A 24,495-nucleotide genomic window follows, 5' to 3' on the forward strand; every position below is an offset into this window, starting at 1 on the left:
TCACCACCACTGCTCCGGCTTGGCGACAAAGCCAGCCCGTTCTTCCAATGCCAGACTGGCGTTAAACACGCCCTGCTCGTCCAGCGCCTTGCCGATGATCTGCAGGCCCAGAGGAAGCCCCTGCCCGTCCAGCCCTGCGGGTACCGACATGGCGGGCAATCCCGCGAGACTGCTGGGCACCGTGAACACGTCGTTGAGATACATGGCCAGCGGATCATCGCTCTTTTCACCCAGTCCAAAGGCGGCGCTGGGTGCGGTTGGGGTCAGCAGAAGATCACAGCTTTCCCAGGCCTTGTCAAAATCCTGGGCGATCAGCGTCCGGACTTTCTGTGCCTGGGTGTAATAGGCGTCATAATAGCCGGCAGACAACACATAGGTGCCGATCATAATCCGGCGCTTTACCTCTGGTCCGAAGCCGGCCTCGCGGGTCGCTGCATACATGTCCTGCAGCCCGGCTCCGTCCGGCAGATCCCGCTGACCATAGCGCACGCCATCATAGCGCGCGAGATTGGAAGACGCTTCGGCCGGTGCAATGATATAATAAGCCGGCAGCGCATATTTGGTGTGCGGCAAAGAGACGTCGACGATTTTCGCCCCGGCGTCTTTCAGCCAGGCAATGCCCTGCTCCCACAAGGCGTCGATTTCGGGTGGCATATTGTCGACCCGATATTCCTTGGGGATACCGATACGCTTGCCCTTAAGATCACCGCTCAGCGCCGCTTCCCAGTCAGGAACCGGCAGTTCCAGCGATGTCGAATCCTTGGGATCGAAACCGGCCATGGCTTCGAGCATGATCGCGCAATCGCGGACATCCTGCGCCATCGGGCCTGCCTGATCGAGCGAGCTGGCAAAGGCAATCGTGCCCCAGCGCGAACAGCGACCGTAAGTGGGCTTGAACCCCGCAATGCCGACAAAAGAGGCTGGCTGGCGGATCGAACCGCCGGTATCAGTGCCCGTCGCCGCAGGGCAGATCCGGCCTGAAACCACCGCAGCGCTACCGCCGGAGGAGCCGCCGGGCGCGAGATCGGTATTGCCGCCATCATTGCGGCGCCACGGCGAAATGACATTGCCGAAAGCGCTGGTTTCGTTGGATGATCCCATGGCGAACTGGTCCATGTTGAGCTTGCCCAACATACCCGCACCGGCCTTGAACAGATTGGACGACACCGTCGATTCATATTGCGGCGTGAACCCTTCAAGGATGTGGCTGCCCGCGGTTGTTGCGACGCCCTCTGTGCAGAACAGATCCTTCATGCCGATCGGCACGCCCGCCATTTTACCGAGCGTCTCGCCGGCAGCCTTGGCTTTGTCGGTGGCTTCCGCGGCCGCCATCGCATGTTCCGGTGTTTCCACCAGCACGGCGTTCAGCGCCTTGGCCTGACTGACCCGGCTGATGAAGGTTTCGGCCACTTCCTTGGCGGTAAAATCGCCGCCGACAATCCCGTCGCGGATCCCGGCAATACCCAGTTCTTCAATCGCAGCCATTATTCAATCACCTTGGGAACGCCGAAAAAGCCATGTTCTGCTGCGGGCGCATTGGCCAGCACCTTGTCGCGGACATTGCCATCGGTCACCACATCTTCGCGCAAACGCAACGTGTTGGCGATGACCGCTGTCATCGGCTCCACTTTGCTGCAATCTACCTCTCCCAATTGCTCGACCCAGCCCAATATATTGTTGAGCTCTGGCACGAGCGCATCGGTTTCGGCCTCGCTGATCGCAATTCGCGACAGGCTGGCTATTTTTTTGACGGTTTCTCTATCGACTGACATGGCTCATTCTTTATCGGTTCATCTTTTTTCGGATAAGGGGTAGGAAAATTTCTCTATACCGCGCCGCTAGCATTGGCGCGAACCCGCTTCAAGTTGAATGAGCGGACTCAAGCCCGATTGGAGTAAAAAATTGGCTCGAAAGTTTCTCTATTTTATCGCCGCCATGGTGGTGCTCGTCATTGCCGGAGCCTTTGTGCTGCGGGTATATGGTGAAGAGCTGGCCGAAGTGGTCTTCGTACCGGACACGGAATTTCAGGCACAGGAAGTGCTGGAAGACAATATCTATGCCGATGTCGGCATGTGGTTCGCGCGTCCCGAAATTGGCGAGGGAAACCCGGCTTTGTGGTTGCCCAAAGGCTTTGAAGAGACCGAAGCCCGTCTGCCGGAAGACAAGCGCGCCGCAATTTTCTTCATTCACCCGACCTCTTTTCTGAAAAAGGACCAGTGGAACGCCCCGCTCGACGATCGCGAATCGCAGGATCGGGCCAAGATTTTCCTCCGCGGTCAGGCCAGCGCCTTTAATCTGGTCGGTGATGTCTGGGCGCCGCGCTACCGCCAGGCCACGCTGGGCGCCTTTCTGACCGAGAAACAGGAAGGCCAGCAGGCGCTCGACGCCGCCTATCAGGATGTTCTGGTGGCGTTTGACTATTTTGTGCGGGAAGTGCCCGATGACCGTCCGATCATTCTGGCTGGTCACAGCCAGGGCAGTCTGCATCTGACGAATATTCTCAAGGACCGGGTTGCCGGGACCCCCTTGGCCAACCGGATTGTCGCCGCCTATATTGTCGGCTGGCCGGTTTCGGTCGAGGCCGACGTCCCTGCCCTTGGTCTCGAAATCTGCACCGCTGCGGAGCAAACCAACTGCTTGTTGAGTTGGGAAAGCTTCGCCGAACCGGCGGACTATGGCCGGATTGTTGAAGTCTATGACACAACCATCGGATTTAATGGCGAACCCCGCAAGGACACCCAGCTGCTCTGCACCAATCCGATATTGGGGGACACAAATTCCGAGGCAGTGGCTGCGCTCAATCTTGGAACCCTGGTACCCAATGACGAACTGAGCGATGCGACGCTGGTGGCCGGCGCGGTGCCCGCGCGATGCGATGATCGCGGCTTCCTGCTGATAGGTGACCCGCCCGATCTCGGTCCCTATGCCTTGCCGGGCAATAATTATCACGTCTATGACTATAGCCTGTTCTGGAGCAATATCCGGAATGACGTGATGCAAAGGATGACGCAATTTCTCTCGCGCTGATTACCGAAGACCGACATATATTTCAGCAAGCGCTGCCGGACGGCGGTCGCTTGCTGGGTTTTGACGTCGGCACGAAGACCGTTGGTCTTGCCCTGTGCGACGCGCAGTGGATGATCGCGACCGGTGCGGAGACGATCGCACGGCGCAAATTTTCCAAGGATCTTGAACGCATAAAGACGGTAATTGCCGAGCAGAAAGTCGCGGGCCTGGTGGTCGGATTGCCGCTCAATCTCGACGGGAGCCTCAGCAAACAGACCCAGGCGGCCAAGTCCTTCGCACAGAATTTGCGGCCCATCGGCTTGCCGATTCTGCTGTGGGACGAGCGGTGGAGCACCCAGGCGGTGACCCGCGATCTGATTGCCGCGGATGTCAGCCGCAAGAAGCGCAGCGCCGTGGTGGATCAAATGGCCGCAGCGTTCATTCTGCAAGGGGCGATAGACGGGCTTGCCGCCGCGCGATGATGGCTTTATAGGGCCTGCTTTAATGACATCCGATCAAAACCGCTCACCGGACCCGTTTCCTGCTGGCTCCGACGCTTTTCCACACCGCCATCTATTGGGAATCGCTGGATTACAGCCCTGGGAGATCCTGTTTCTCCTGAAAGAGGCCGAGCAATGGGTCGATCTCAATCGCAAATCGAGCAAACATGTCGATCGGCTTGATGGCCTGACGGTGATCAACGCCTTTTTTGAGAACAGCACCCGTACCCTGCTTTCCTTTGAAATTGCCGGAAAGCGGCTCGGCGCCGATGTGGTGAATATGCACGCTGCGCAATCCAGCCTGAAAAAGGGTGAGACCCTGATCGACACCGCAATGACGCTCAACGCCATGAAAGCCGATGCGATCGTGATTCGCCATGGCAGTTCCGGCGCGGTCCAGCTGATTGCGGACAAAGTCGATTGCCCGGTGCTCAATGCCGGTGACGGCAGCCATGAGCATCCCACCCAGGCGCTGCTCGATGCCCTGACCATTCAACGCCGCAAGGGCGATATCAGTGGCCTCACGGTCACGATTTGCGGGGACGTCATGCACAGCCGGGTGGCTCGGTCGAATATTTTTTGTCTCACCACCTTGGGCGCAAAAGTCCGGGTCTGTGCACCCAGTTCACTGCTTCCGGCGGCGCTGGACCGTATGAGTGTCGAGGCATTTTCCAATTTTGACGAAGCCCTGCCGGGCAGCGATGTGGTGATGATGTTGCGCCTGCAAAATGAACGGATGGATGGCGATTTCATTCCCAGTCCGCGCGAATTTCACTATCTCTACGGCCTGACGCAAGAGCGGCTCGCGCTGGCCAAACCGGATGCGCTGGTCATGCATCCCGGCCCGATGAACCGCGGTGTCGAAATCAGCAGCAATGTGGCGGATGATCTCGAACGATCTGCCATTACCGAACAGGTTGAAATGGGCGTCGCCGTCCGCATGGCCTGTCTTGACGTCCTGACCAGACGGTCGCGCGGCGTGGAGGGCTGGTCATGACGCAGACCTTCACCAACGCCAATGTCCTGTTGCCCGGCCAGAACGATCCGCAACCAGCGGTTGTCCGCGTTGAACGGGACAGGATTGCCGGAATCGCGGACACCGCTGATGGAACCGACGGCGACATCGTCGATTGTGGCGGAGCGATCCTCGCGCCCGGGATTGTCGACCTCGGCGTCTTTGCGATTGACAAGCCAGCGTTCCATTTTGGCGGCATTACCCGCGCGGCATTAATGCCGGATCAAGGCCCGGTTCTCGATCTGCCCGCGATGATCAAGCATAATGCTGCGGAAGGCAAACCGGATCTCTGGTCTCATCCCATGGCCGCTGCAACCAAGGGGCTGAAAGGCCAGGAGCTGGCGGAAATCGGGCTGATGAAGCAAGCCGGTGCACGCGCGGTTTCCACCGGACGCAGCTGGATTGCTGACAGTGGCATCATGTTGAAACTGCTGCATTATTGTCGATCTCTCGATTTGCCGGTGCTGGTCCATAGCGAAGATGCTGGCCTGACCGCTGGTGCGGTCGCGACCGCGGGTGAAACGGCCACGCGTCTGGGTTTGGCGAGCGCGCCGGCCTCGGCAGAAGCGCTCGCGATCCTGCGGGATCTGGCATTGGTCCGGGAAAGCGGCGCTCATGTGCATTTCCGGCAAGTCACGACCCGCACGGGGCTGGATCTCATTCGCGTTGCCAAGGCGGACGGTTTGCCGATCTCTTGCGGGATTACACCAGCGCATCTCTTCCTGTCCGACATCGCGATCAGTGATTTTCGGACCTTCGCCAAGCTCTCTCCGCCGCTTCGCAGCGAAGATGATCGCGTCGCCTGTCTCGAGGCAATTGCGGACGGTACGATCGATGTCATTTCATCAGGCCATGATCCCCGGGGCCCCGAGGACAAGCGCCTGCCTTTTGCGGAAGCGGAATTCGGGATGGCGGGAGCGGAGACATTACTCGCACTGTCGCTCAACCTGGTCCGCGACGGGACGATCTCGATCGGTCGTCTTTTTGCGCTCCTGTCCGAGACTCCTGCCGCTATTCTCGGCGTCAAAGCTGGGCAGATTGCCGCCGACTACGAGGCGGATTTCATCCTGATTGATCCCGATGCCCCGTGGCAGGTGGACACGCGCAAGATGGCGGCCTCAGCGGGCAATACGCCATTTGACAAATTGCCCGTCCAAGGCCGGGTCACTGCCATATATAAGGGCGGGAAAGCGCTATAGCTTTCCCGCCCCCAATTGTGTTTCTTGAGATTGTCCGGCTTAGCGTGACGCCAATTTGCGCGGCGCTTTTTCAGCCATCTGGGTCGGATTGACGGCCCGGACATCGCGAACGATGCAGTTGCCGCCCTTTGCCTTGATGCCGGCACACATGGCTTCGGCGGATTGCGCGTTGCCAAAGCCCATGGCGGCCAGACGATAAAGCGTCTTGCCGCGAACGGTAATCCGCGAACTGGCATAGTCAAACGCCGCGAGATCGCTATTCTGGCGTGACAAAATGCCCCAGGCGCGTTTCACATTTTCAGGCGACGAGAAGACACCGAGTTGCACAAGATGCTTGGCGTTGCCGATGGAACGGGCGCGCGGTTTGAAGGCGATTTTCTGGAGTACGGGTTGCACCGCAGAAATGGCTGAGGCCGAGACGGTTTTCACCGGCATTGGCTTTTTCGCAGCAACCTTGACCGGAGCCGGTTTCGTGGCCGGTTTTACAGCAGGCTCCTTGACCGGATCCGCTGATGCCTTGATCAGCGGCGCAGCTGGCTTGCTGGCCGGAATGTCAACCGTGGTCACAGTGACGTTATTTTCCTTCGCCATGAAATCCACGTTGGAATCGGCGGTGGGTGCAGGTCCCACAGCTGGCAGCGGCTTGGCGCTGTCGAAACTGGCAACTTCGCGTGCATAATCCTGTGCAGGCGTGGCTTGAGCGACAACCGGTGTTTCCGGTGCCACGTTCAAGGCCAGACGCACAGGCTGGCCGGGATCATTTTGTGCCGGCGTGACGTTCAGCAATGAAGCAACACGAACATCATAGGCACCCGGACGGGCCATTTGCGCCCATTGCATGATGCGGTTATCAACCTTGGAAGGAGAGATATCCTGCATTGCCATCAATTTGGCTTCTTTCCAGCGCCCGTCGAGCGCATAGGCCAGACCCAGATTCTGGCGGGTACGACCGGTGACATTGTCGTCACGAATGGCTTGTTCAAGCACTGCAATTGCAGCCTTGGAATCACCAGCCAGCGCCATGGCCAGGCCATAGTCAGCGGTTGGAATGACGTTGCGATTGGCGTCGATCAATTGCTTGGCCTTGTTGGCTTTGCCTTGCGCAAGCTGAGCCATGCTGAGGCTGAGGATTGTCCGAACATCTTTTTTGCCCAGTTCGACCGCATCCAGAAAGCTGCGTTCCGCCGAATGGAAGCGACCTGCGGACAGATAGGCCTGTCCAAGCAAGGCACGGGTATCGGCATTGTTACCAACGCCGGCAACCGAACGCTCGGCATAGACAATCGCTTTTTCGGTCTGGCCCTTAAGCAAGGCTTTTTCTGCCTTTTTCGCATATTTCGCTCCGTCCTTGACGGTAGCGGGTTTGCTCGAAGACGATGCAACCGATCCTCCGCCAAAGGGACCACAGCCGGTCAAGCTAACGGAAATGACCATCGTTGATGCGGCCAGTTTCAAAATTAAATCGCGTTTCATATCAATGCCCTCGCAAATAAAATCAGGTGCTTCGGATCAAGCAGCGCCACGGGAAGGAATGCGCTCTGCTAGGTCGTCAAGTTCGGGGATAGTTCTCAAATATTCGTCCACGGCTTTGGTTACCAACTGCTGTGCAGAAACGTTCTTCACAGCGGTTGCCAAGCGCAGTTTCAGGTGCCGCTCAGCGTCCAACCGTAAGGTAAACGCTGCCTTGGCCTTGCGGGTCCGGGATTTTTTGGCCGGACGCGCGGCTTTTGGTTGTTTGGCAACCGGTTTTGGTTTGCTGCGGCGCGGTGGTGCCTGCCCGATGCTAGAATGTTCCGCAACCGGTGCGACCTCGCGCGAGATTGACAGCGGAACCGGTACTGGTGGATCCTGATCCGCACTCTTGCTTTCAACCGGTTTTGCCGCCTCAGCCACGGGCGCCGGTACGGGCGTCGGATCGGGTTCGGCAACCAGTTGCGGTGCGGCCGCTGGTTGTGCTGCCGGCTCCGGTGAACGTTCCGGATGCTGGCTCAGTTTGGCAGCAATTTCTTCCTGCTGTTTCTTCACCGCCGGTACGACTTCCGGAATGGCGCCGGCCAACGGATTATATTGATATTGGTCAGCGGATTCGGCTGCCTCATCCTGTGCTTGTGCTGCCTCGAAATCGGGATTGGTATCATATCCCATGTCATTCCAGCCCAGATCATCGTCGGCCGCTTCCGGGTTGCTTTCGAAAGACAGACCCTGCCGCCGCATCGCCGGTTTGGCCCCGCCTTTGCGAGCCAGAAGCGAAGAAGAGAGGGATGCAAGAGGTTTCGGTTCACTCATATTCTGTGCTCCTTCCCTCAAGATCCAACAACCCGGCGGCCAAAATTGCCTCCGGGACGTGGTATGCCAGGCGCTGCCGTCGGAGCGGCGGCTGGCGAAGAAAAGACGGTGCGCCGGAAATTCTTTTCCAGACGATCTGAAATATAGCTCCAGAGATGCTGGATTTCCTGCGATGAACGCCCTTGCGGATCCACTTCCATGACCGTGCGGCCGTCAATCATCGATCCGGCAAAGTCGGTGCGATGATGAACCGTGATTGGGGCAACAGTGCCATGCTGTGACAAGGCCACCGCCGCTTCCGAGGTGATTTTCGCCTTGGGGGTCGCGCCGTTGACGACAAACAAAAGGGGCTTTCCAGCCCGTTCGCACAAGTCGACGGTCGCGCCGACAGCGCGCAGATCATGCGGGCTGGGACGCGTTGGAATAACGATCAGTTCGGCAACCGAAATCACGCTCTGGATAGCCATGGTGATCGCCGGCGGTGTATCAATGACAGCAAGCTTGAAGCCTTGCTGGCGCAAAATCTGCAAATCGGCAGCCAGACGGGAAACCGTTGTCTGCGCAAAAGCAGGCAATTCCGCTTCGCGTTCGTTCCACCAGTCAGCCAGCGAGCCTTGCGGATCGATGTCGATGAGGACCACGGGTCCTGCACCTGCCAACTGGGCTTGAACAGCCAAATGCCCCGACAAAGTTGTTTTGCCGGAACCACCTTTTTGGGATGCCATCGCTAGAACTCGCACTCTATTCCCCTTGTCTGATAGCGTTTCGATCAGGACGTCTGAAATTCATTCAGCTACTGCTCTGACATAACAGGGCTAAAATAGAGTTAACGCCGGGATTAAGTTTTTTGCTGCCGTTCAAAAAAGTTACATGCTGTTAGAATTGCATTCATCCCGCGATCATGTTTTTTTGCCAAGGTTACGAATTGTTTGCATAATGGCGTTAAGGGGCCATTACACATCAACCGAACGCCAGATTATCTGCAGATTACAAGGTATAACGCATGACATTCCATTCGACCGCTCGCAAACTCCTGCTCGCAACCGCTATTCTTGGCATGGCAACGCCGGCTTTGGCCGACGTGAAGACCGGCGTCGATGCCTGGGGACGCGGCGACTATAAGACAGCGATCAAGGAATGGCGCGGCCCGGCGAGCGCGGGCGATGCCGATGCCCAATTTAACATGGCCCAGGCCTATAAGCTTGGCCGCGGCGTTCCAATGGATCTGTCGCAAGCCGAGAAATTCTACAAAATGGCGGCGGATCAAGGCCATTTGCAGGCCAATGACAACTACGGTCTGATATTGTTTCAGAATAATCGCCGCAGCGAAGCCCTGCCCTATCTGCAAGCGTCGGCAAATCGCGGCGAACCGCGCGCGCAATATGTCCTCGGCACCGGCCATTTCAATGGCGATTTTGTCGAGAAAGACTGGATCAAGGCCTATGCGCTGATGACCCGCGCATCGGCTTCCGGCTTGCCGCAGGCGACATCCAATATGGCGCAGATGGACAAATATATCCCGGTGGAAGATCGCCGGCGCGCCATCGAACTGGCGAGTCAGATGGAACAGAATGAAAAGCGGGTCCGCACCGCAATGGTGGGCGGATTGCGCCCAGCCCCGTCTTCCGGACCGATTCAAACCGCACAATTGCCCGCTTCTCAGACCGGAGCGCGCGCCCCGGCTCCTGTGCCGGCGACCCCCGCTCCACGTCCCGTAACAGCGCCTCCACCGCGCCCGGTCGTGGCTCCTACCCCAGCTCCGAAGCCAGCGCCCGTTCGCATGGCAGCCAATGGCAAATGGCGAGTCCAATTGGGTGCCTTTAGCAGCCAGAACAAAGCCAAAGCCTTGTGGGATCGTCTGGAAAATCAGGTATCCGGCTTGAACAGCCTGCAGCCCTATCTGGTTGCCGCCGGAAATATCACTCGCTTGCAAGCGGGTCCTTTTGCGACGCGCAGCCAGGCCAATCAGATGTGCAATTCGGTCAAGGCGTCAGGCAATGCATGCATTGTCAAAGCCAAATAATCTGAATTCAGATCAATTCTGAAATCTAAGCAGTAACCCACTGATCAGCAGTAATGCCTTGCACATACAGCAAGGCGGTCAAATCATTGTGGGCAATGGCGATATCGGCCACCTCTGCAGCCTTCGGCTTCGCGTGATAGGCGACCCCGGTGCCAGCGGCAGCGATCATCGGAATATCGTTGGCGCCGTCTCCAACCGCTAGACAGTCATTGGCATCGAGGCCAGCGGCGCGGGCTGATTCTTGCAACAGCTCCGCCTTGCGCTGCGCATCGACAATCGGGCCGTCCAGCGCCCCCGTCAGCTTGTCTTCCACTTCCGCCAATATATTGGCCTCATAGCGCGCAAAACCGATTTCCGCCGCAACGGCCTTGGCAAACCGCGTGAATCCGCCGGACACCAGAAGCGTTTCTGCACCGCGGGCCGCCATCGTCCGGACCAGCGTTTGCGCGCCGGGCATAAGGGTGACCTTTTCCTCCAGACAGCGCGCGATCGCAGAGACCTCGAGGCCAGCCAATAACGCTACTCGTCCACGGAGCGCGCCTTCAAAGTCCAGCTCACCCAGCATAGCCCGCTCGGTAATCTCGGCCACTTCCGCCTTGATACCGGCATAATCCGCGAGTTCATCGATACATTCGACCGTGATCATCGTGCTGTCCATGTCCGAAATCAGCAATTTTTTCTCGCGTCCGGCGGCGACCTGAACAGCGCTATCGATCTCCGGTCCAATCCCCACCAACGCCGCACGCGCCGCCACCAGGTCGCCGCTGAAACGGATTTCCGCCACGCGGTGATCGACAATAGTGCCCTGCCCTGTGATTGTACTCCCTGCTGCCGCCAACCGGTCCGCAGCGAAACTTAGGTCTCCCTTTTTCAATTCCTGTGCTGCTATAAGTGTCGCGATGAGCATAAATTCTCCCGATGGCAGAAAAACAGTGGCGCTGATTATCGGTCCAACCGCCAGCGGCAAATCTGCCTTGGCACTGGAGCTGGCAAAAAGGCAAGCCTCTGTCGTGATCAATGCCGACAGCGCCCAGGTCTATCGCGACTTGCAGATTCTCAGTGCACGACCAACGGAAGCGGAAATGGAAGGCCTGCCGCATCGCCTCTATGGCTATATCGACGGGGCGGAAACCTGCACTGCTGCGCGCTGGGCCGATGATGCCAAACAAGAAATTGCAACCGCCCATGCGGAAGACACATTGCCAATATTGGTCGGCGGCACAGGCCTTTACGTCCGGACGCTGCTGGACGGTATTTCTCCGATCCCGTCGATTGATCCCGCCATTCGCAGCAGCGTGCGGGCGCTGGATACGGCCGATGCTTTCACGGCTTTATGCGACGAAGACCCCGTGGCGGCCGATCGTTTGCATGCGCGCGACACCACCCGGGTGCAACGCGCGCTGGAAGTCGTTCGCTCCTCCGGCCATCCGCTCGATTACTGGCATGGCAAGACCGAAGGCGGCATTGCCGAATCGATCACGCTCAAGCCGCTTGTTCTGCTACCACCAAGAGAATGGCTTTATCGCCGCTGCGACTTGCGCTTTGAACATATGATCAGTCAAGGCGCGCAGGGAGAAGTCGCACGCCTGCTGGACCGCAATTTGCCCGACAATTGCCCCGTCATGCGGGCGATTGGTGTACCAGATCTCGCGGCCTGGATGACCGGCGAAACCCAGCGGGATGCAGCGGTTGCCGCGGCGCAAACCGCGACCCGCCAATATGCGAAGCGCCAGTTTACGTGGTTCAAGAACCAGTGCCCAGCAGATTGGCCGCGCTTTGATGAGATAGTATCTAATGATAATATTGGCGATATTATAACATTATTACAATAATTGCTGTTGACATAATATATTAAAATAGGTAGCGCCGCGCGGATTGGCCTGCTGTTGCGCATTGCGTTGCGCTGCAGCATGGCTTATCAGACCACCCTATTTCCCGGCCTGTTTCCGGGAATAATTGAAGAACTGGAGCATGTAGTGGCCGAGAAAAGCGGTGCGGATATTTTGGTTGAAACCTTGCTCGCGCAAGGTGTGGACACCGTGTTCGGATATCCCGGCGGTGCTGTGCTTCCCATTTATGATGCGCTTTATGAGCATCCGCAGATCAAGCATATTCTCGTCCGGCATGAACAGGCAGCGACCCACGCCGCCGAAGGTTATGCCCGCTCAACCGGCAAGCCCGGCGTGGTTCTGGTGACTTCTGGCCCCGGCGCAACCAACGCGGTAACCGGCATTACCGATGCGCTGATGGATTCGATCCCGATGGTGGTGATCACCGGCCAGGTTGCGACCAATCTGATTGGCTCCGATGCCTTTCAGGAAGCCGATACGGTCGGCATCACGCGGCACTGTACCAAGCATAATTATCTGGTGAAGAAACCATCTGATCTCGCGGAGATCGTCAGCGAGGCTTTTCATATCGCAACCCAGGGACGCCCCGGTCCTGTTGTCGTCGACATTCCGAAAAATGTTCAGGTTGCCGAAGCCGAATTTCATGCCCATGGCACCCACAAGAATCGCCGCTATCAGCCACAAATTGACGGTGACTTCAAAGCGGTCAACGAAGCGGCCGAGATGATCATGGCAGCCAAGGCGCCGATCTTCTACACCGGTGGCGGCATTATCAACAGCGGTCCGAAAGCCAGCGAAACGCTGCGCGAGCTGGCCGAACTGGTGGGTGCTCCGGTCACATCGACCCTGATGGGGCTTGGCGCCTTTCCGGCGGCTTCGGAGCAATGGATGGGCATGCTGGGCATGCACGGGACGTTCGAAGCCAATATGGCGATGAACCGCGCCGATCTGATCATTTGCCTCGGCGCGCGTTTCGATGACCGGATTACCGGGCGGATTGATGCCTTTTCGCCCAACAGCAAGAAAATTCACGTCGATATCGACCGATCATCGGTCAACAAGACGATTCGCGTCGACCTCCCGGTTATCGGTGACGTCGGCCGCGTTATGGAACAAATTCTCGCGGTTCTGAAAGGCCGCCGGTTTCAGACGCCGGATTATGAAGAATGGTGGGCCCGGATCAAGGGATGGCGCGCGACCAATTGTCTCGCCTATCCCGAAAGCAAAAAAGAGATCATGCCGCAGGAAGCGATCCGCAAGCTATGGCAGGCAACCCATGAACGGGATCCCATTATCACCACCGAAGTCGGCCAGCACCAGATGTGGGCGGCCCAGCATTTTGATTTCGAACAACCCAATAAATGGCTGACCAGTGGTGGACTGGGAACAATGGGCTATGGCCTGCCCGCGGCCATCGGCGCACAATTGGGTAATCCCGATGCGCTTGTCATCGATATTGCAGGTGAAGCCTCGATCCAGATGAACATCCAGGAACTGGGCACCGCCAGTCAATATAATCTGCCGGTCAAGATTTTCATCCTGAACAACGAATATATGGGCATGGTTCGCCAATGGCAGGAACTGACTTATGAAAGCCGCTATTCCAGCAGCTATTCCGACAGCTTGCCTGATTTCGTCAAACTGGCGGAAAGCTATGGCTGGACGGGGCTATTGATCGAAGACCCGGCAGATCTGGAAACGGGTATTGCAAAAATGCTCGATACCGACGGTCCGGTGCTGGTGGATTGCCGCGTGGCCAAGCTTGCCAATTGTTTCCCGATGATTCCGTCCGGTGCGGCGCATACCGAGATGCTTCTGACGCCCGATGATGTCAAAGGCACGATGGACGATAACGCAAAGGCGCTGGTCTGATGCACATAAAAGAAGAAACTGTAGAACGGCACGTTCTCGCTGTGATGGTCGACAATGAAGCCGGGATTCTGGCGCGGATTGCAGGCATGTTCACCGCTCGCGGCTATAATATCGAGAGCCTGACCGTGGCTGATATCAGTGCTGACCATGCGATCAGCCGGATCACCATAGCCACTAACGGCCCGCCGCATGTGATCGAACAGATTATTGCGCAACTGGACCGTTTGGTGCCGGTGCACAGCGTCCGCGATCTCACGGAATCTGGCCCCCATGTCCAGCGCGAACTGGCGCTGGTCAAAGTTGCGGGCAAAGGCGACAACCGGATCGAAGCCATGCGGCTCGCCGATGTCTATCGCGCCCGGGTTGTCGACGCGACCACCGAGAGTTTTGTCTTCGAAATCACCGGCGCGCCCGACAAAATCCAGACCTTTATCAGCCTGATGCGCGAAGTCGGCCTGGTCGAGGTGGGTCGGACCGGTGTTGTCGCCATTGGCCGTGGCCCGGAAGGCGCCTGAGATAGGCGCGAATATTCATTCTCACTACTCTCTATATATATCTGAATTTAAGGAAGAAAAATGAAAGTCTATTATGACGCCGATGCCGATCTCAACCTGATCAAAGACAAGAAAATTGTCATCGTCGGCTATGGCAGCCAGGGCCACGCCCATGCCCAGAACCTGCGCGACAGCGGCGTCAAGGACGTTGCGATCGCGCTGCGCGAAGGGTCCGCCACAGCCAAGAAAGCGGAAGCAGCCAATTTCAAGGTCCTGAGCAATGCCGATGCCGCCGCCTGGGCCGATATTGTGATGATCCTGGCCCCAGATGAGCATCAGGCTGCTATCTATGCGGCGGACTATCATGAGAATATGAAGTCTGGTGCCGCCCTCGCCTTCGCTCATGGTTTGAATGTCCATTTCGGCCTGATCGAACCGCGCGAAGATCTCGATGTTATCATGATCGCGCCCAAAGGCCCGGGTCATACGGTTCGCAGCGAATATCAACGCGGTGGCGGCGTGCCATGCCTCGTCGCCATTCATGCCGATAAAAGCGGCAATGCCCATGATGTTGCGCTGGCTTATGCTTCGGGTGTCGGCGGCGGACGTTCCGGAATTATCGAAACCAATTTCCGGGAGGAATGTGAAACCGATCTGTTCGGTGAGCAAGCGGTATTGTGTGGAGGCATCACCCACTTGATTCAGGCTGGATTTGAAACCCTGACCGAGGCGGGCTACGCGCCCGAAATGGCCTATTTTGAATGTCTTCACGAAACCAAACTGATTGTTGATCTGCTTTACGAAGGCGGCATTGCCAACATGCGCTATTCGATTTCGAACACCGCAGAATATGGCGATATCACCACCGGCCCACGGATTATTACCGAAGAAACCAAAGCCGAAATGAAACGCGTACTGGCCGATATTCAGGCGGGTCGATTTGTCAAAGACTTCGTTCTCGACAATCGTGCCGGTCAACCGGAATTGAAGGCCGCCCGCAAAAAAGCGGAAGCCCATCCGATTGAAAAGACCGGCGCCGAACTGCGCGCGATGATGCCCTGGATTGGTGCCAACAAGCTGGTCGACAAGGACGTCAACTAAACCGCAAAGCCGAAAGACTGCGCCGGCTAGGGTTTCTGACCCTAAGCGGCGCGGTCTCTCGCATCGGCGAAGCGCAGCAACTCGTCGGCAACTTCAGGGTCGCAACCTCCGGTCATTTCGGCCACCGCTTGCCGCAAGCTGCCCGGGCTGTTGAATGTCTTGGATGCCATACCCCAATTGGGAAATTGCCGCCTTCCGATATAGCCGATCTTCAGCGGGATGATCGCGGAATGGCGCGTATCAGTAGCGATACGGGCAAAAGTCTCGTCCACTTTTGCCTGTTCGCCTTCGAGATATTGCAGAAACCGGCGCTGATCCTGAACGAGCAGTCCGGTCACCGCATTTTCTGTATTATTTTTGCGCGAAGCGGCCAGAATAGCAGCGACATCGTCGGAACGCAGACCCGGTTTCGGTGTACTGATATAGATAAGACGATACATGATGCGAACCACTTTACTACTGAGTTCGCAGACCTAGGAAATCCGGGTTAATATTACGCTAGCAAAAAGAAAAAGGCGGCAGAGCCATGCTCCACCGCCTTTGTTCTGCATGCCGATATCCAGGCTCAGCTGGCATAATGCTCGCTGGGGTCGTGGGTCGGGTAGTTGACGTCACCCTTTTCAATGAAACCAGGAATATCTTCATTCCAGCGCACCGCAACGTCTTCGCTGAAGTTCAGGTAAAGCTTGCCGTCGACAATCTTGTAGACGTTCGGATCACCAGGAGCGAGCGCGTCATTGGCGCCAATAGCCCAGGCACAATAGCCACCATATTGCGGTGCATATTTAGCCGGATCAGCCTGAAAGGTTTCCGCATTTTCGGCGCTGGCAAACTGATAATCAAAGCCCTGGTAGCGGACGCGATAGTCTTTGCTGCCTTCAACCGGCGCATCACCGGAAAAATAACTGACGGCATCATAGCCGGACAGAGCAAGGGTTTCGCCCTGGTTCTTGGTGTAAACAGGACCTTGCGGGTCACCGCCAAGATCGGCAACCAGACCGGATGGTGCGGTTGCTTCGGTGGTTTGCGCATCGTCTGACGCAGGAGCGGAACAGGCAATGGGGAGAGTAGCCAACATGATGGTTGCTAAAAATCTTTTGTTCATAGGGATTTCCTTTGATCACAAGTTAGTCTTGGGGAAGCAGTTCTTATCTGCCCCTGCTTCCCTGGACTAGTAAATTATCTATTTTATTGCGGTGCGCAGGCGGCGGCGCATCCAGCTGCACAGGCGGCCGGTTCAGCAGCACAGGCACCACAGGCGGCGGCGCAGGCGGCTGGTGCTGCGGCACAGGCACCACAGGCTGCGGCACAAGCCGCGGCAGCACAGGCGCCACAAGCGGGTTGGACGGCTGCGGCCGGAGCACATGTCGCCAGAGCGGCAGACGGGGTTGCCAGGGAAAGACCACCCATTACGGCGAGCATTGCGGAGATTTTACCTTGATTGTTCATGAGATATTCCTTTGGTTAAGCGTGTTGAGAGAAAGTCAGCGTGACGAAGAGGGAGCGATCAACCGCCAAATTTGGCGTTGTCCGGGAATTTCGGCCAGTTGATATCAGCCTTTTTGATGAAGCCCGCGATATCGGTCAGCCAGGTTTTCTGAACCTGCTTGTTGACGTTGAAATAGAGCTTTCCATCAACGACTTTGTAGACCAGCGGATCTCCGGGAGCGAGCGAACCGCGAGACATGGCCCAGGCACAATGGCCACCATATTGCGGAGCGAATTGCGCCGGCTTTTCTTTGAACTTCTTGGCATTGGCGGCGGACGTGAAGTGATAGACAGCGCCTTTATAGGTCACTTTATGCGCTGCACTGCCCTTGACCGGAACACCGCTGCCTTTGAAATAGGAGGTAACATCATAGCCACCGACGGCGATATTGCCGCCTTTGACGCCGGTATAGGTTGGTCCGGCAAGCGCCGCATCGAGCGGCAGAGCGAAGCTGGCAGCGGAGGCCGTAAGGGCCAGTGCCAGCGGGAGAATAAGTGATTTCATTGTTCTAGTCCTTTGATATTTAATATGAATTTCTGTGGTAACTCTAAATCTGTTTGCGACACCGGTGTTGTGAATGGTTTCGCGGTGCCGCCGGAAAAGGTTTCACACCCGGCAAAATAAATTCACCGGACTGGTTGATTTTTGCACCGCATCCGATATGACCCAACGCATGGATCGGTCATCAAACCTCCTAAATCTGCGACTTATGCGCCCTTAGGCGTAGCCGTGCTGCTGTGTGAAACAGCGGTCGTCGTCTAAGGGAAAATTTTCCGAACATATCGAAATTTGGATTGATTTGCGCCTTGCGTCTGTCGATCCGCAGCATAAGAGTATCAGACATGCATCCCATACCTTCTCAGAAATACCGCCCGTTCGCGCAAATTGATTTGCCCGACCGCCAATGGCCGTCCCGCACGATCGCCAAGGCCCCGCGCTGGCTCTCCACAGACCTGCGGGATGGCAATCAAGCGTTGATTGACCCGATGGATGGCCAGAAGAAACAGCGGTTTTTTGATTTGCTCGTCAAAATCGGTATCAAGGAAATCGAGGTTGGCTTTCCGTCCGCCGGCGCCACGGACTTTGATTTCATTTCCGGCCTCGTGCGGAACAATAAGATTCCTGACGATGTCATGGTCCAGGTGCTGACCCAGTCCCGGCGGGACTTGATCGAAACCAGCTTTGCCAGCCTGGAAGGCGCCAAACAGGCGATTGTTCACCTCTATAACGCCGTTTCCCCGGCTTGGCGTGATGTCGTTTTCAAGCTCGGCAAGGACGGGGTCAAGGATATCGCCAAGGAAGGTGCGACCATTTTGCGGGAACAGGCCGAGAAATATATGGATACCGACTGGCATTTCGAATATAGCCCGGAAACCTTCTCAACCGCCGAGATCGACTTCAGTCTCGAAGTCTGTGAAGCGGTCATGGACATTATTGAACCAACCGCCGACAAGCCACTGATCCTCAACCTGCCGGCAACGGTCGAAGCGTCGACGCCCAATATTTACGCCGACCAGATTGAATGGATGTGCAAAAATATCAGCAGGCGCGACCATGTCGTGATCAGCCTGCATCCACATAATGACCGTGGATCCGGCATCGCGGCTGCAGAATTGGGCATGATGGCCGGTGCGGATCGGGTTGAAGGTTGCCTGTTCGGCAATGGCGAACGCACGGGCAATGTCGACCTGGTCACGCTGGGGCTCAACATGTACACTCAGGGGGTGGACCCCGAGATCGACTTTTCGAACATGGACGAGATTGTCAATACGGTCGAATATTGCAACCAGCTGCCGGTTCCAGCCCGTCATCCCTATGCCGGCGAACTGGTGTTCACCGCCTTTTCCGGATCGCATCAGGACGCGATCAAGAAAGGGTTTGCCGCGCAGGAACAACGCAATGACGACCTTTGGAACGTGCCCTATCTGCCGATTGACCCGCGCGATATCGGTCGGGATTATGAAGCCGTCATCCGGGTCAACAGCCAATCCGGCAAAGGCGGCATCGCCTGGATCCTGGAACAGGATCACGGGCTAAAACTGCCCAAACGCCTGCAAGCCAATTTCAGCCGCACGGTGCAGGAACTCGCCGATGAAACGAGCAGAGAATTGTCAACCGATGACATTTGGGGCGCGTTCCAAAAGCGCTATCATCTCGATGGCAGCGGATCGCACAGCCTGATCGACTATGAGGAGCGCCAAACCGGCAGCGAACGCATATTTGTCGGCAAAGTGCGCGGACCGGATGGTGAAATCTCGATCAGCGGTCGGGGCAATGGCCTGATCTCCAGTGTCGTGGACGCCCTCGCCTCATCGATGGGGATCAGCCTCGAGATTATGGATTATCAGGAACATGCCCTGGGCTCCGGCAAAGATGCGCAAGCCGCAGCCTATGTCGAATGCAAGACCGGAGACGGCAAGGAATTCTATGGTGTCGGCATCAACAGCGATGTCGCAAGGGCCTCGGTCGAAGCCCTGCTCAGCGCAGTCAATCGGATCTGAACTTTTCTTAACCGATCGCTTAAAATAACAGTGGAATCCGCTGACGCTTCGGCTATGTCAGCGTAACAATCAGCAACGGGGAATTCCATGGCTTTACCTGAAAAATTCGAAAATCTGCGCCTTCCACTTATTGGGTCGCCGCTCTTCATCGTCTCCGGTCCCGAGCTGGTCATTGCGCAATGTAAAGCTGGAATTGTCGGGTCCTTCCCTGCGCTAAATGCGCGTCCACAGAGCATGCTCGACGAATGGATGCATCAGATTACCGAGGAGCTGTCCGCCTGGAACCGCGACAACCCGGATAAACCCGCAGCGCCCTTTGCGGTCAACCAGATTGTCCACAAGTCGAATGATCGCCTCGACCAGGATATGGCAACCTGCGCCAAATGGAAGGTGCCGATGATCATCACCTCCCTCGGCGCGATTGAAGATCTCAACAAGGCCGTCCATAGCTGGGGTGGCATCACCATGCATGATATCATCAATGACCGGTTCGCCCACAAGGCGATCGAAAAAGGCGCTGACGGGCTTATTCCCGTCGCCGCCGGCGCGGGTGGCCATGCGGGTACAACCTCGCCATTCGCGTTGATGCAGGAAATTCGTCAGTGGTTTGATGGCCCGGTCGCCTTGTCCGGTTCGATTGGCTGCGGCGCTTCGATCCTTGCCGCCCAGGCCATGGGCGCCGATTTCGGTTATATGGGCTCGGCCTTTATCGCCACCAAGGAAGCCAATGCCGACCAGGGTTACAAGGACGGCATTGTCGAAGGGCGCGCCAAGGATATCGTCTATTCCGACCTGTTCACTGGCGTTAGCGGCAATTATCTGCGCGGCTCGATCGAAAATGCCGGCCTCGACCCAGAAAATCTGCCGGAAGGCGACTATAAGACGATGGATTTCGGTTCTGGCGGCAATACCGAGAAAAAGGCCTGGAAAGACATTTGGGGCAGCGGCCAGGGCATTGGCGCGATCGACGAAGTACGTTCGGTACAGGAAATGGTCGACCGCCTCACCGCCGAATATCAGGAAGCGCGCGACAGCCTGAAGGATCGGTTTAATTACTGATCCAGCATAGCCGATGCTGGGCTGAAAACATGGAGTGGCTTTGCATGCGGAAATTACGATCGATCGCCGTCGGTTTGATCGGCTGCACATTGTCGGCCTTTCCCGCTGCTGCGTCAGAGCCCCGGACAATCGACAATAACGAACCGTTGGTGATGCGGATCATTTTCGATGATTGCCTCGGTTTTGTGCAAAAGGATCGCGCCCCATTTGAAGGCTTGGCGCTGTTGCCGATCACCGCCAAGGGCAAGGAAATGCTGCGCGCCCGCTATACCGATAACGGCGCTATCCATCATCTGTTCTCGAGCCGTTATGTGGTGGCATGGGGCGAGGATAGCGAGGACCGTTATTGCATCATTCTCAGTTCGCGTCCTTCGGACGAATCCATGATGCTGGGTGTCGAACGGTCGGGTTTTCTCGACCGGTTGACCACGCGCGCCGACGCGGTGGGCATGACCGAAAATGACATGCCTGGAGAATTTTCTCCCCTTAACACAATGTCTTGGCGCAAGCCTGAAAAGGATGGCAAAACTGGCCTGAGAATGGTGGTCATGCCGACGGATGGACTGGATGACCCCAAGATGGTCGATGCCGGAATCATTATTGTAGCCGCCAGATCTGACCGCTCGAACGACTGAGATCATTATTCGCTCTCTGGCCGGAAATCCGCTTTCCGATGGATGCCTGCACCAGTATCGACGCCGGTGCTCAAACATTCAGACACCAACTAAAATGGCTATCTTCGGACAAGGAATGAAGACACGATATGTGCGCTGCGTCGGCGGCGGCTTTGGTGGTTTTTCTATAAGATCAAGGCCCGGAATAAAGCCGTCTCAAGTGGTCCTACATCTCACCCCGTTCCCGACGGATCGCGAACCATTTTTCGACATTGGCATTATGCTCGGCCAATGTCTTGGCAAAGACATGCCCACCCTTGCCGTCTGCAACAAAGAACAGATAATCACTGTCAGCGGGATTGAGCACCGCTTCAATCGATGCCCGGCCCGGATTGGCAATTGGCCCCTTGGGCAGTCCGACCATTGAATAGGTATTATAGTCATTAACCGCCGCGATTTCCGATTGCCGGATCCGGCGCCCCAACGGCTTGCCTTTGGTGATCGGATAGATGATCGTCGGATCCGCCTGCAGCATCATATTGCGCTTGATCCGGTTGCCATAGACCGCAGCGACCGTGCGCCGTTCCCGCGCCAATGCGGTTTCCTTTTCGACGATTGCCGCGAGAATCACCGCTTCTTCCGGCGTTTTGACGACGCTGGCAGCGGTTTTTTTGGGCCAGAGTTCGGCAACCGTATCCTGCATCGCCTTTTGCATCCGCGCGACAACCGCGGCGCGTGCTTCACCCCGCTCGAAACTGTAGCTGTCCGGCAAAACCGACCCCTCCGCCGGCACCGGGATATTGCCGGTCAGCAGCGGTTCGGCCATGATTTTTTCATGCACGATGATTGATGGCGTTCCTTCGGGAATGGTAATCAGGCGCTGGACCGTTTTGCCGCCCTGCAGGATGCTGAGGATCGTCGCATTGCTGGCCCCTGCGGGAATGACAAACTCGCCGGCCTTGATCGGTTCCGATCCGCCAAATATCTTCGCACGCGTGAGAAAGGCGTCGGCCGAGCGCAATGCGCCCTCTTTTTCGAGCGTTCGGGCAGCCACACCGAGGCTCGAGCCCGACTTGATGATAATCTGGCGTTCTTGCTCCAGCGGACCACTGGCATTCCATCCATACATGAAATTGCCTGCCAGGATCGCAACCGCAATCGCGGCAAACACGAGAATAAGGCAACCGAAGCGCCGCATGATTGGGCTAGACCGCTTTCATGATGATGCTGGCATTGGTGCCACCAAAACCAAAGCTGTTGCTCAAGACCGCTTTCACTTCGCGTTTCTTGGCGACATGCGGCACCAGATCCACGCCGGCACAGCTGTCTTCCGGGTCATCGAGGTTCAATGTCGGCGGGACGATCTGATCGCGCAGCGCAAGGATGCAGAAAATCGCCTCGACCGCGCCGGCACCGCCGAGCAGATGGCCGATCGCGGATTTGGTGGAACTCATCGACATGGTCTTGATGTCATCACCGAACAGGCGTCGCACGGCGGCCAGTTCCAGGACATCGGCCATGGTCGAGGTTCCGTGCGCGTTGACATAATCAATATCGGACGTCGAAAGGCCCGAACGCTTCAGCGCCATTTCCATCGACCGATATGCGCCAACGCCATCCGGATGCGGGGCGGTTACGTGATGGGCATCGCCCGATAGACCATAGCCGACCACTTCCGCATATATGGTTGCGCCGCGGGCTTTGGCCCGTTCATATTCCTCGAGAACCACAACACCGGCACCCTCGCCCATGACAAACCCGTCGCGGTTCTTGTCATAGGGACGCGACGCGCCCTGCGGATCGTCATTATTCGTCGACAGCGCCTTGGCTTGCGCGAAACCGGCAATCCCGATCGGACAGATGGTTGCCTCGGCCCCGCCGGCGAGCATCACATCGGCATCATCAAGCGCGATCATGCGCGCCGCGTCACCAATACTATGCGCTCCGGTTGAACAGGCGGTCACGACTGCGTGATTGGGGCCCATCAGACCATATTTGATCGAAACCTGACCGGAAATCAGATTGATCAATCGCCCATGGACAAAATGCGGACTTACCCGTCCCGGACCACGCTCGTGCAGCACCAAAGATTCTTTCTCAATCCCCGGCAATCCGCCAATTCCGGACCCGATCGAACAGCCGGTGCGCAGCTTGTCTTCATCGCTCATTTCGGTGAGCCCGGCATCTTCCAAGGCCTGGCCAGCCGCATCAATACCATAAACAATGAACGGATCGACTTGCCGTTGAACCTTGTGGTCCACGCGCAGGTTGGGATCGAAGCCATATTCATGGTCTGCAGGCTTTACCTCGCAGGCAATATGACATTTCTGGTCGGATGCATCAAAGCGCGTGATCGTCCCGGCACCGGATTTGGAAGCCAGTATATTGGACCAGCTGGTCTCCACGTCTCCACCCAGTGGTGTTACCAATCCTAGTCCAGTTACGACAACACGACGCATATCATGCTCCTCCTAAACGGGCTTCTCTTGCCCAAATTGAAAAACGGCCACCGGTTCAGGAAAAAATCCCAGGCCGGTGAGCCGCTTGATAGTCTTTTAGCGATCTTTGGCCCCGGACTGATAGCCGTTGCAAACGGCTTCGTCCGAAAATCAATCAGCCTTTATTCTTGTCGATAAAGTCGATCGCATCTTTGACGGTGCCGATTTTCTCAGCCGCATCATCCGGAATCTCGACGCTGAATTCTTCTTCAAAAGCCATGACCAGTTCAACAATGTCGAGACTGTCAGCACCCAAGTCATCAATGAAGGCCGCTTCTTCGGTCACTTTTTCAGCTTCAACACCAAGATGTTCAACAACAATCTTTTTTACGCGGTCTGCAGTCTCACTCATGAGAGTTCCTTCTTCGTTAGGAATGAATTTCAACTTTGTCCTAGTGGCATGCTGCGTTGCTTGCAAGGGGGCACGAGCAGCTTTGTGACATGAGATAAGCTATTGCCGGATTTCGCCGTTCCGAAAATCTTCTTCAATATCCCAAAGGGCGCCTCGCCACTCCCAATAGTTATACGCCAGTTCACGGGATTCCTCGTCTTTTGGAAAGCCGACGGCGGTCAGATCCTTGTCCATCTGGCCCGACGCAAAAAGATCTTCGAGAATGTGCCGTCCGGTGGGTTTGACATTATTCCCATAATACAGATCCAGAAACGGACGAAAATCGCCCAGACGCTGAATTTTCTCGATCAACCCGTCCTGCAGCAACCAGCCGTCCATGACCGCGACACGAAAAGCATTCTGGCTCTGCCTGTCCGTCCATCCATATTGGGCCTGGCATTGGTTCACCAGTTTTTCGGCAGACTGAAGAGCAGCCGCTTCCTGTCCCTTGCGCGCGAGCGCGAAATAGGATTGCACCTGTTCGGGAGACAGCTGGCGACTAACGCAATCGAGATTTTCTATGGTCAGCAGGCCAGTGGTTGGCATAGGCTGTGCGCTTGCGGCGGCCATCGCCAGGATCCAGGACGTCAAAGTCAT

General features: G+C 56.7%; 26 protein-coding genes. 12 read left to right on the plus strand and 14 right to left on the minus strand.

Annotation, left to right across the window (positions count from 1 at the left end; genetic code table 11):
- Nucleotides 1-1,485: an Asp-tRNA(Asn)/Glu-tRNA(Gln) amidotransferase subunit GatA gene (gatA, locus tag ACZ1GS_RS09205; protein WP_472694911.1), complete on the minus strand. Its 1,485-nt coding sequence runs from the start codon at nt 1,483-1,485 to the stop codon at nt 1-3.
- Nucleotides 1,485-1,772: an Asp-tRNA(Asn)/Glu-tRNA(Gln) amidotransferase subunit GatC gene (gene gatC / locus ACZ1GS_RS09210; RefSeq protein ID WP_472694912.1), complete on the minus strand. Its 288-nt coding sequence runs from the start codon at nt 1,770-1,772 to the stop codon at nt 1,485-1,487. Before gatC ends, gatA begins: the two co-directional genes overlap by 1 nt.
- Before the next feature lie 130 nt (nt 1,773-1,902).
- Here gatC and ACZ1GS_RS09215 point away from each other — a divergent pair, with 130 nt between their 5' ends.
- From ACZ1GS_RS09215 to ACZ1GS_RS09230, 4 genes are read left to right on the plus strand one after another with little or no spacing between them, the layout of a single operon-like run.
- The gene (locus tag ACZ1GS_RS09215) at nt 1,903-3,027 is read left to right on the plus strand and encodes a DUF3089 domain-containing protein (RefSeq protein WP_472694913.1); all 1,125 of its coding nucleotides are present in this window, start codon (nt 1,903-1,905) and stop codon (nt 3,025-3,027) included.
- Complete coding sequence (ruvX, locus tag ACZ1GS_RS09220) at nt 3,024-3,488, plus strand: Holliday junction resolvase RuvX (protein WP_472698106.1); 465 nt, start codon at nt 3,024-3,026, stop codon at nt 3,486-3,488. The genes ACZ1GS_RS09215 and ruvX overlap by 4 nt, the downstream gene beginning before the upstream one ends.
- 22 nt (nt 3,489-3,510) lie before the next feature.
- Nucleotides 3,511-4,503 (plus strand): aspartate carbamoyltransferase catalytic subunit, encoded by a 993-nt coding sequence (locus ACZ1GS_RS09225; protein WP_472694914.1) that lies wholly within the window; start codon nt 3,511-3,513, stop codon nt 4,501-4,503.
- Entirely contained in the window at nt 4,500-5,720 is a 1,221-nt protein-coding gene (locus tag ACZ1GS_RS09230) for a dihydroorotase (RefSeq protein ID WP_472694915.1), read from the plus strand. The genes ACZ1GS_RS09225 and ACZ1GS_RS09230 overlap by 4 nt, the downstream gene beginning before the upstream one ends.
- 39 nt (nt 5,721-5,759) lie before the next feature.
- Here ACZ1GS_RS09230 and ACZ1GS_RS09235 read toward each other — a convergent pair whose 3' ends face one another.
- The 3 genes from ACZ1GS_RS09235 to ACZ1GS_RS09245 are packed head-to-tail and all read right to left on the minus strand — an operon-like array spanning nt 5,760 to nt 8,746.
- Nucleotides 5,760-7,193, minus strand: coding sequence for an SPOR domain-containing protein (locus tag ACZ1GS_RS09235; RefSeq protein ID WP_472694916.1), 1,434 nt, complete (start codon nt 7,191-7,193; stop codon nt 5,760-5,762).
- Between the two features lie 36 nt (nt 7,194-7,229).
- On the minus strand, nt 7,230-8,006 hold the full coding sequence (locus tag ACZ1GS_RS09240; RefSeq protein ID WP_472694917.1) for a hypothetical protein: 777 nt from the start codon (nt 8,004-8,006) through the stop codon (nt 7,230-7,232).
- 17 nt (nt 8,007-8,023) lie between these two features.
- Nucleotides 8,024-8,746, minus strand: a complete 723-nt coding sequence (locus tag ACZ1GS_RS09245) for an AAA family ATPase (protein ID WP_472694918.1) — start codon at nt 8,744-8,746, stop codon at nt 8,024-8,026.
- Nucleotides 8,747-9,009: 263 nt separating this feature from the next.
- Here ACZ1GS_RS09245 and ACZ1GS_RS09250 point away from each other — a divergent pair, with 263 nt between their 5' ends.
- On the plus strand, nt 9,010-10,029 hold the full coding sequence (locus tag ACZ1GS_RS09250) for an SPOR domain-containing protein (RefSeq protein ID WP_472694919.1): 1,020 nt from the start codon (nt 9,010-9,012) through the stop codon (nt 10,027-10,029).
- Nucleotides 10,030-10,054: 25 nt separating this feature from the next.
- Here the strand turns inward: ACZ1GS_RS09250 and serB are convergent, their stop codons facing one another.
- Complete coding sequence (gene serB / locus ACZ1GS_RS09255) at nt 10,055-10,936, minus strand: phosphoserine phosphatase SerB (protein WP_472694920.1); 882 nt, start codon at nt 10,934-10,936, stop codon at nt 10,055-10,057.
- Here serB and miaA point away from each other — a divergent pair.
- From miaA to ilvC, 4 genes are all read left to right on the plus strand, one after another.
- Nucleotides 10,929-11,861, plus strand: a complete 933-nt coding sequence (miaA, locus tag ACZ1GS_RS09260; protein WP_472694921.1) for a tRNA (adenosine(37)-N6)-dimethylallyltransferase MiaA — start codon at nt 10,929-10,931, stop codon at nt 11,859-11,861. The genes serB and miaA overlap by 8 nt on opposite strands.
- 144 nt (nt 11,862-12,005) lie before the next feature.
- Nucleotides 12,006-13,751: an acetolactate synthase 3 large subunit gene (locus ACZ1GS_RS09265; RefSeq protein WP_472698107.1), complete on the plus strand. Its 1,746-nt coding sequence runs from the start codon at nt 12,006-12,008 to the stop codon at nt 13,749-13,751.
- Nucleotides 13,751-14,266, plus strand: coding sequence for an acetolactate synthase small subunit (gene ilvN / locus ACZ1GS_RS09270; RefSeq protein ID WP_472694922.1), 516 nt, complete (start codon nt 13,751-13,753; stop codon nt 14,264-14,266). Before ACZ1GS_RS09265 ends, ilvN begins: the two co-directional genes overlap by 1 nt.
- 60 nt (nt 14,267-14,326) lie before the next feature.
- Nucleotides 14,327-15,346, plus strand: a complete 1,020-nt coding sequence (ilvC, locus tag ACZ1GS_RS09275; RefSeq protein WP_472694923.1) for a ketol-acid reductoisomerase — start codon at nt 14,327-14,329, stop codon at nt 15,344-15,346.
- A gap of 41 nt (nt 15,347-15,387) precedes the next feature.
- Here ilvC and ACZ1GS_RS09280 read toward each other — a convergent pair whose 3' ends face one another.
- The 4 genes from ACZ1GS_RS09280 to ACZ1GS_RS09295 all read right to left on the minus strand — a co-directional run bounded on the left by ACZ1GS_RS09280 (nt 15,388) and on the right by ACZ1GS_RS09295 (nt 17,339).
- Nucleotides 15,388-15,786, minus strand: coding sequence for a BLUF domain-containing protein (locus ACZ1GS_RS09280; protein ID WP_472694924.1), 399 nt, complete (start codon nt 15,784-15,786; stop codon nt 15,388-15,390).
- A 125-nt stretch (nt 15,787-15,911) separates the two neighbouring features.
- On the minus strand, nt 15,912-16,424 hold the full coding sequence (locus ACZ1GS_RS09285; protein WP_472694925.1) for a YHS domain-containing (seleno)protein: 513 nt from the start codon (nt 16,422-16,424) through the stop codon (nt 15,912-15,914).
- A gap of 110 nt (nt 16,425-16,534) precedes the next feature.
- Nucleotides 16,535-16,795, minus strand: a complete 261-nt coding sequence (locus ACZ1GS_RS09290) for a hypothetical protein (RefSeq protein ID WP_472694926.1) — start codon at nt 16,793-16,795, stop codon at nt 16,535-16,537.
- Between the two features lie 58 nt (nt 16,796-16,853).
- Complete coding sequence (locus tag ACZ1GS_RS09295) at nt 16,854-17,339, minus strand: YHS domain-containing (seleno)protein (RefSeq protein WP_472694927.1); 486 nt, start codon at nt 17,337-17,339, stop codon at nt 16,854-16,856.
- 338 nt (nt 17,340-17,677) lie between these two features.
- Between ACZ1GS_RS09295 and leuA the strand changes: the two genes are divergently transcribed.
- From leuA to ACZ1GS_RS09310, 3 genes are all read left to right on the plus strand, one after another.
- Nucleotides 17,678-19,336 (plus strand): 2-isopropylmalate synthase, encoded by a 1,659-nt coding sequence (leuA, locus tag ACZ1GS_RS09300; protein WP_472694928.1) that lies wholly within the window; start codon nt 17,678-17,680, stop codon nt 19,334-19,336.
- An 87-nt stretch (nt 19,337-19,423) separates the two neighbouring features.
- On the plus strand, nt 19,424-20,395 hold the full coding sequence (locus ACZ1GS_RS09305) for an NAD(P)H-dependent flavin oxidoreductase (protein WP_472694929.1): 972 nt from the start codon (nt 19,424-19,426) through the stop codon (nt 20,393-20,395).
- 44 nt (nt 20,396-20,439) lie between these two features.
- The gene (locus tag ACZ1GS_RS09310; protein WP_472694930.1) at nt 20,440-21,030 is read left to right on the plus strand and encodes a hypothetical protein; all 591 of its coding nucleotides are present in this window, start codon (nt 20,440-20,442) and stop codon (nt 21,028-21,030) included.
- A gap of 205 nt (nt 21,031-21,235) precedes the next feature.
- Here ACZ1GS_RS09310 and mltG read toward each other — a convergent pair whose 3' ends face one another.
- The 4 genes from mltG to ACZ1GS_RS09330 all read right to left on the minus strand — a co-directional run bounded on the left by mltG (nt 21,236) and on the right by ACZ1GS_RS09330 (nt 24,489).
- A complete protein-coding gene (gene mltG, locus ACZ1GS_RS09315) occupies nt 21,236-22,207 on the minus strand; it encodes an endolytic transglycosylase MltG (RefSeq protein WP_472694931.1) in 972 nt (323 codons plus the stop codon).
- Between the two features lie 7 nt (nt 22,208-22,214).
- The gene (fabF, locus tag ACZ1GS_RS09320; RefSeq protein WP_472694932.1) at nt 22,215-23,468 is read right to left on the minus strand and encodes a beta-ketoacyl-ACP synthase II; all 1,254 of its coding nucleotides are present in this window, start codon (nt 23,466-23,468) and stop codon (nt 22,215-22,217) included.
- A 154-nt stretch (nt 23,469-23,622) separates the two neighbouring features.
- Nucleotides 23,623-23,859 (minus strand): acyl carrier protein, encoded by a 237-nt coding sequence (locus tag ACZ1GS_RS09325; protein ID WP_472694933.1) that lies wholly within the window; start codon nt 23,857-23,859, stop codon nt 23,623-23,625.
- 99 nt (nt 23,860-23,958) lie between these two features.
- Nucleotides 23,959-24,489 (minus strand): hypothetical protein, encoded by a 531-nt coding sequence (locus ACZ1GS_RS09330; RefSeq protein ID WP_472694934.1) that lies wholly within the window; start codon nt 24,487-24,489, stop codon nt 23,959-23,961.
- Between the last annotated feature and the right edge of the window lie 6 nt (nt 24,490-24,495).

The sequence above is a fragment of the Parasphingorhabdus sp. W113 genome, from assembly GCF_055693205.1.

Bases quoted from the DNA above. Each gene is read 5' to 3' on its own strand.
- ACZ1GS_RS09240 (WP_472694917.1), bottom strand. From the start codon at position 8,006: ATGAGTGAACCGAAACCTCTTGCATCCCTCTCTTCTTCGCTTCTGGCT.
- mltG (WP_472694931.1), bottom strand. From the start codon at position 22,207: ATGCGGCGCTTCGGTTGCCTTATTCTCGTGTTTGCCGCGATTGCGGTT.
- ACZ1GS_RS09230 (WP_472694915.1), top strand. From the start codon at position 4,500: ATGACGCAGACCTTCACCAACGCCAATGTCCTGTTGCCCGGCCAGAAC.
- ACZ1GS_RS09225 (WP_472694914.1), top strand. From the start codon at position 3,511: ATGACATCCGATCAAAACCGCTCACCGGACCCGTTTCCTGCTGGCTCC.
- leuA (WP_472694928.1), top strand. From the start codon at position 17,678: ATGCATCCCATACCTTCTCAGAAATACCGCCCGTTCGCGCAAATTGAT.
- ACZ1GS_RS09325 (WP_472694933.1), bottom strand. From the start codon at position 23,859: ATGAGTGAGACTGCAGACCGCGTAAAAAAGATTGTTGTTGAACATCTT.
- ACZ1GS_RS09305 (WP_472694929.1), top strand. From the start codon at position 19,424: ATGGCTTTACCTGAAAAATTCGAAAATCTGCGCCTTCCACTTATTGGG.
- serB (WP_472694920.1), bottom strand. From the start codon at position 10,936: ATGCTCATCGCGACACTTATAGCAGCACAGGAATTGAAAAAGGGAGAC.
- ACZ1GS_RS09250 (WP_472694919.1), top strand. From the start codon at position 9,010: ATGACATTCCATTCGACCGCTCGCAAACTCCTGCTCGCAACCGCTATT.
- miaA (WP_472694921.1), top strand. From the start codon at position 10,929: ATGAGCATAAATTCTCCCGATGGCAGAAAAACAGTGGCGCTGATTATC.
- ACZ1GS_RS09310 (WP_472694930.1), top strand. From the start codon at position 20,440: ATGCGGAAATTACGATCGATCGCCGTCGGTTTGATCGGCTGCACATTG.
- gatC (WP_472694912.1), bottom strand. From the start codon at position 1,772: ATGTCAGTCGATAGAGAAACCGTCAAAAAAATAGCCAGCCTGTCGCGA.
- ACZ1GS_RS09290 (WP_472694926.1), bottom strand. From the start codon at position 16,795: ATGAACAATCAAGGTAAAATCTCCGCAATGCTCGCCGTAATGGGTGGT.
- gatA (WP_472694911.1), bottom strand. From the start codon at position 1,485: ATGGCTGCGATTGAAGAACTGGGTATTGCCGGGATCCGCGACGGGATT.
- ilvC (WP_472694923.1), top strand. From the start codon at position 14,327: ATGAAAGTCTATTATGACGCCGATGCCGATCTCAACCTGATCAAAGAC.
- ACZ1GS_RS09295 (WP_472694927.1), bottom strand. From the start codon at position 17,339: ATGAAATCACTTATTCTCCCGCTGGCACTGGCCCTTACGGCCTCCGCT.
- ACZ1GS_RS09235 (WP_472694916.1), bottom strand. From the start codon at position 7,193: ATGAAACGCGATTTAATTTTGAAACTGGCCGCATCAACGATGGTCATT.
- fabF (WP_472694932.1), bottom strand. From the start codon at position 23,468: ATGCGTCGTGTTGTCGTAACTGGACTAGGATTGGTAACACCACTGGGT.
- ACZ1GS_RS09285 (WP_472694925.1), bottom strand. From the start codon at position 16,424: ATGTTGGCTACTCTCCCCATTGCCTGTTCCGCTCCTGCGTCAGACGAT.
- ACZ1GS_RS09280 (WP_472694924.1), bottom strand. From the start codon at position 15,786: ATGTATCGTCTTATCTATATCAGTACACCGAAACCGGGTCTGCGTTCC.
- ilvN (WP_472694922.1), top strand. From the start codon at position 13,751: ATGCACATAAAAGAAGAAACTGTAGAACGGCACGTTCTCGCTGTGATG.